Origin of the sequence: Geobacillus sp. ZGt-1, assembly GCF_001026865.1 — a bacterium.
Classification (GTDB): Bacteria; Bacillota; Bacilli; order Bacillales; family Anoxybacillaceae; genus Geobacillus; species Geobacillus thermoleovorans.
In genome coordinates, this window is sequence record NZ_LDPD01000026.1 from 1 (window position 1) to 5,453 (window position 5,453).

At 55.7% G+C, this 5,453-nt stretch carries 7 protein-coding genes and 1 pseudogene; all 8 read right to left on the reverse strand.

The genetic code is table 11. The annotated features are described in order from the left end of the window. Positions 1 to 526 (reverse strand): annotated as a pseudogene (locus VU18_RS13650) (flagellin); the annotation flags it as partial. Positions 527 to 715: 189 nt separating this feature from the next. Beyond that, positions 716 to 955 carry a carbon storage regulator CsrA gene (gene csrA / locus VU18_RS13655; protein ID WP_047758288.1) on the reverse strand — a complete coding sequence of 80 codons (240 nt, stop codon included), beginning with the start codon at positions 953 to 955 and terminating at the stop codon, positions 716 to 718. A gap of 13 nt (positions 956 to 968) precedes the next feature. Beyond that, positions 969 to 1,403 carry a flagellar assembly protein FliW gene (gene fliW, locus VU18_RS13660; RefSeq protein ID WP_047758289.1) on the reverse strand — a complete coding sequence of 145 codons (435 nt, stop codon included), beginning with the start codon at positions 1,401 to 1,403 and terminating at the stop codon, positions 969 to 971. Between the two features lie 20 nt (positions 1,404 to 1,423). Further along, positions 1,424 to 1,978 (reverse strand): DUF6470 family protein, encoded by a 555-nt coding sequence (locus tag VU18_RS13665; RefSeq protein ID WP_047758290.1) that lies wholly within the window; start codon positions 1,976 to 1,978, stop codon positions 1,424 to 1,426. Between the two features lie 81 nt (positions 1,979 to 2,059). Then, on the reverse strand, positions 2,060 to 2,953 hold the full coding sequence (gene flgL, locus VU18_RS13670) for a flagellar hook-associated protein FlgL (protein ID WP_047758291.1): 894 nt from the start codon (positions 2,951 to 2,953) through the stop codon (positions 2,060 to 2,062). A gap of 10 nt (positions 2,954 to 2,963) precedes the next feature. Beyond that, positions 2,964 to 4,559, reverse strand: coding sequence for a flagellar hook-associated protein FlgK (gene flgK / locus VU18_RS13675; protein WP_047758292.1), 1,596 nt, complete (start codon positions 4,557 to 4,559; stop codon positions 2,964 to 2,966). A 12-nt stretch (positions 4,560 to 4,571) separates the two neighbouring features. Beyond that, complete coding sequence (locus tag VU18_RS13680) at positions 4,572 to 5,039, reverse strand: flagellar protein FlgN (protein WP_047758293.1); 468 nt, start codon at positions 5,037 to 5,039, stop codon at positions 4,572 to 4,574. 15 nt (positions 5,040 to 5,054) lie between these two features. Next, positions 5,055 to 5,321 (reverse strand): flagellar biosynthesis anti-sigma factor FlgM, encoded by a 267-nt coding sequence (gene flgM / locus VU18_RS13685; protein ID WP_047758294.1) that lies wholly within the window; start codon positions 5,319 to 5,321, stop codon positions 5,055 to 5,057. Between the last annotated feature and the right edge of the window lie 132 nt (positions 5,322 to 5,453).

The following is a 5,453-nucleotide window of genomic DNA, read 5'->3' on the forward strand; positions in this document are numbered from 1 at the left end:
TTGTACCCGCCAATCCAAGCGCTTGGGCGCGCATATCGAAAATTTTAATTTCAAACGATTGATTGGTGTTCGCCCCGATTTGCAGTTTAATCGGGCTCGCACCGCTCACATTGCCGTTCAACAATTTTTGCGTGTTGAATTCCGTCGTATTGCCGATGCGGTTGATTTCAGACGTCAGTTGGTTGAATTCTTTTTGCAGCTGCTCGCGGTCTGCTTGTGTATTGGTGCTGTTGGCCGCTTGCGTTGCCAACTCGCGCATCCGTTGAAGGATGGAGTGTACTTCATTTAATGCTCCTTCTGCCGTTTGGATGAGCGAGATGCCGTCTTGAGCGTTGCGGCTCGCTTGCTCCAGCCCGCGAATCTGGCCGCGCATTTTTTCCGAGATCGCAAGGCCTGCGGCATCGTCGCCTGCACGGTTGATGCGGAGGCCAGACGAAAGTTTTTCAATCGATTTGGATGCGTTGATCGTATTGGTGGTCAACTGCCGATACGTATTCAACGCCGCGATGTTGTGGTTGATTCTCATGTTCTCTTCCTCCCTGAAATGATTTTTTCCACGTCCTTGTGGAATGACGGGGCTGGGGCGAAAGTCGGCCGCCTTTCGCCGCCAGCCGCGCTCACTTTTTATATCGGCGCGTTTTTTGGAAGTTTAATAGGGAAATGAAAATTTTTTGTCGACGGGGCGAAAAAAGCGCCGCTTGGGCGCCTGATTCGTTTACGGGGTGTTCCATTGTTTCAGTTTAGCGGTCAGTTCGGCGAGCGAGGCTTCGGACGCTTGGGAGGCGGCGTTGTTTTCCGCTTGGATGGCAAGATACACTTCTTTGCGGTGGATATCGATGTGTTTTGGCGCGTTGATGCCGAGCTTCACCTGGTCGCCTTGGATGGCGAGGACGGTGATTTCGATGTCATCACCGATTTGGATCGCTTCTTTGATTTTGCGCGTTAAGACAAGCATCAGGCCGCCTCCTTTACGTCGCCACTTTTTCCGGGAAGAGGCGATGTTTTGTTTTGTACGTTGTGTTCGTCAAGATGACTTGCTTGCCGAACCGCTTGCGGGCGTTGATGACAACGGGCGCCTGCAAGTTCGCCGTCGTCTCGTGAAACGGGTCGGCGACGGTGAGGATCACGTACACCGCGACGTCGCGTTCGCTTTCGATGTTAAGTTGTTCGACCGTCGCTTCATCCAGTTCAAATTCGTACGATGGAAAGTACGAAAACGGCTCAATCAGCACAAACCCGAGCGCAGGGATCTCGACCGACTGCAAGATGACAAACGGCGTGTCGGCGAGCGGAAGAAGGACGAACCGCTTTTCGTCGGCGAATCCGGGCAAGCCATGTGGGAAATGGATAATGTCTTCTTCCTTCACCGCCACGGTTCCGTGGTATTTCGTGTCGATATTCATGAATCGTTCCTCCTGTTTTCTCAAATGACGACGTCAATGTGAAGCGACGGGCGCTGGGCGAGGGCGATCTTGACCGTTCCTTGCTGGTAGCGGATGATCGGCGCATGCGCCTTCACATCAATGCGCGGCGCGTGGGTGTTCCAGTCGATCGCCAGCCGTCCTGGTTCATAGTCGACCTTGACGCTAAACGGCGGCGGGACGAGGGCGATGTTGAACTCGAGCGGCGGGTCTTCACTGTTTACAACGGCTTGGTCGGCGAGCGGGTTGCCGCCGTCCTCGATGCGCATCAGTTCATCGCCTTGGACCGCAGCGCGCTCGATGAAATCGAGCACCGCTTGCCGCCCGTCAGCGGCCTCGTCTTCGATCAATTGGAACACGTGCTTGTTGTTCACCGCCGCCCACGCCTCGGTCTGGTCGATCGTCAAGCGCGCGGGGATGGAAGCGATGCGCATGTCGGCGGACGGCTGCTCGATCGCCATGTCGGCATGGGGCTGGGCAATCTCGAGCCGCGCGGGTTCGCTTGAGATCACCAGTTTGGCATACGTCGCTTCCATCTTGAGCTGCGGAATGCGCATGCCCTTCCCCCTTTCAATGGTTGGGATGGATACCAAAACAGCGCGGGACTGTTCGGTGAAAAAAGCCAGCAGGAAGCTGGCTTAGCGCAAAAAGTCAACCAGCGTCGGCTGGATGACGCGCGCGCCGACTGCCAAGGCGGCGCGGTGGACGCTTTCTTGCGTTTTCAAGTCGGTGATGACTTTTTCAAGATCAACGTCTTCGTTGTCCGACAACATTTTTTCCGCGATCACTTGTTGGCTGTCGATGCGGTCTTCCATCAGCTCGATCCGGTTCATGCGCGCCCCAAGTTCGGCGCGGACGCCGAGCAAATTCGTCATATGACTGTCGAGCTTGTCTAAATAGCCCGTTAAATCATTACCGGTCGTACTCGGATTTTCGAGGGAAGCGGCCAAGTTTTGCAAGTCGGAAAACAATCCGCTGCCCGCCCCGAACGCTGTGCTTGGCGGAATGTTGACCGGAATGTAAATGCCTTTCGCTAGCTCAATGTTCAGCTGTTGGCTGTTCGTCGACACGGAAATCGTGCCGTCCGGGTTCACCGTAACAGGTGGCTCCGTCGTTTTCGCGCCGTTGAAAATGTATTTGTCGCCGACTTTCGTATTGGCGATCGTGACCAAATGTTCGGTCAGTTGCCGCACTTCTTTGGCGATCGACTGGCGCTGCGTCTCTTCGTATGTATCGTTGCTCGCCTGCACGACGAGCTCGCGGATGCGCTGCAGCGCCTGCGTCGCCTTGTCAAGCGCTGAATCAGAGTTTTCCACCCAGTTGTACGCTTCAGAGAAATTGCGTTTGAACTGCTCGACTTCGGCTAAATTCGAACGGTAGGCGATTCCTTTCATCGCCACAACAGGATCGTCCGACGGGCGGGTGATTTTTTTCCCCGTCGAAAGCTGGGTTTGATATTTGTCCAAATTGGCGTAGCTTCGGGTAATCTGCTTAAGCGTATTGTTCGCCAACATGCTTTGCGTAATGCGCATCACCGTTCACCTACCTTCCGACGACGCCCATGCCGTTGATGAGTTTATCGAGCATTTCGTCAATCACCGTGATTTGCCTTGCCGCGGCGTTGTAGGCGTGCTGGAATTTGATCATGTTCATCATCTCTTCATCCAGCGACACGGAGCTGACCGACTGCCGTTTTTCCTCCACCGACTGGCGCAGAATTTCACTATTGCTTTTCATCCGGTTCGCCTGCTCACCGTCGACGCCAAGCTGGCCGATCCAGCCTTGGTAGTTCGTTTCAACCGTGCCTGAGGAAAGCGGCAAATTAAGGGACGCCAAGTTGACGGAGATGCCGTCTTGCAGCGAAACGGTCGCATTGGACAGAAGCAGGCTGCGGACGTTGGCGAGGTTGATGGCGTTGTTGCCGTTCCCTGTTTCCCCGCTTTTCGTTGACGCCGCGATGTTCGCCAAATCGTCGATGTCGGCCGCGAGTTTGATCGTTTTCGCCGCGCCGCTCACTGCGCCGATCCCGTCAAAAAACGGGTGATTCGTGTTTCCGTTTAACCCGTAGCCCTGTTGATGAACGGCGTTGAACACCGTGCCGAACGTATAGGCGAGTTTGTCCAAGTTCGACAGCATGTCTAGGTACAACCCTTTGACGATCGGCTGGCCGCTGGCGTCGGTTCCGGTTTGATAGCCGTATCCTTCGATCAGCCCGCGCAATTTGCCGTTTGGAAGAGAGGAAAAGGAAACGGTCGTCCCGCTGACATCGAGCGTATTGACGCCTAGATCGGGAGGCATCTCCTTCACCCCGTCGCCGTCGACGTCGCTGCCGTCGGGGAACGAAACCGATGCGGCGTTGCGGCCTTGTACGAGATATACTTTCGCGCTCCCGTTCATCACGTAAACATCGTACGTTCCTTCCGCCATGGGCAAGGCGTTTCCGCCAGTTGGATGCTTTTCCACACCGATCTCCATATATTGCGACAGCTGGTCGACCAACCGATCCCGCTCGTCGTACAAGTCGTTCGGCAAATAGCCGTTCGGCTCGATTTCGGCAATTCGTTCGTTTAAGGCGCGGATTTGGTTCAAAAGGGAGTTGATTTCCGTCACCGCCACCCCGATTTGCGTGCCGATGTCCGTGCGGATTTGCGTCAGTGAATTCGATAAATAGTGGAACGTCTCGACGACCGCCAACCCGCGCTGGCGGACGACGGAGCGCGCTCCTTCGTTCTCCGGGTGGGTGCTCAAATCTTGAAGCGCCTGCCAAAATTGATCCATCGTTTTCGCCAGTCCGCTGTCGGACGGCTCGTTCATAATGTCTTCCATCTTCGACACCGCATCCGCGCGCGCTTCCCAGTACCCGAGCTTGCTGTTTTCACCTCGGTATTGGACGTCCAAAAAGTATTCGCGCACCCGTTCGACCGACGACGCTTCCACCCCTGTCCCCATCTGTCCTGGGATGTTCGGGCGGTTGAGCCCCGGCGTCGGAAACGGCGGCGTCGGCCGCAATTGGACGCGCTGCCGTGTATACCCTTCCGTGTTGGCGTTGGCGATGTTATGGCTTGTCGTATACAAGGCGGCCTGTTGCGCCATCATGCCGCGCCGGGCGGCTTCGAGGCCGTGGAATGTCGAGAGCATCGTTCTTCCTCCTTACGCTTTCGATTCAAACAGCGGTCGCTCGGGCGAAGGGGCATATTGTTGCGTGCGGCTGTAGGTGGATGGCGTCGGGGCGAACGTCTCGATCATCGCGGTGACAAACTGGAGCGACTGTTCAATGAGCTGGCGATTGAGCTCATTCGCCTCCGCCACGGCCTTCACGGCCGTCTGAAGCCGCGCTTGGCATTCCCTCAGCTCCTCACGCTCCTTGCCTTTTGCCAGATCCATGCATTGGGAGAGGGTCGCCGCCTCATCGCCGAGCACCTCTTTCAGCCAGCGCCGCCGCCGTTCTTCGAGTTGACGGATGGCGAAAATATGCTTTTGTTCATCGGCAAGCAAGGCCGACAGCGCCTCGATATCGTTTTTTTTCAACGCTTCCGTTTTCCGCCGCGAAAGCGCCAGCAAGCTTTCATAAAGCTCACTGTGCGCCCGCAAAAGATGGATGAGTGCCGCAAACGTCATCACGATCCGCTTCCTTTATCGATGGTTTCGATAATACTCGATCATCCGCTTGGCGACCGCCCGCGGGTCGACTTGGTATGCGCCGTTTTCAATTTGTTGGCGCAGCTCTTCAAGTTTCGCCTGCCGCGCCTGTTCCCAGCTTGCCGCTTCTTGCAGCTCTTTCGCTTCTTTCGAAATTTCCACTTGATCTCTAGGCGCCTTCTCCGCCGCCAGCCGCTCCGTTTTGGCGAGCTGACGCTGGTACGGGTTGACGCCCATCGGTCCAATATGGTGGATTTTCATCACATTCACCTCGCTTGACCGGCGCTTGTTTGCATTTGGCTATTGTTTATATCGGAACGTTGACGGAAATGTTTAGCGTTCTTGATAGTCTTGGGTGTAATAAGTGGCATGGCGGGGACGATCTTCTTTTTT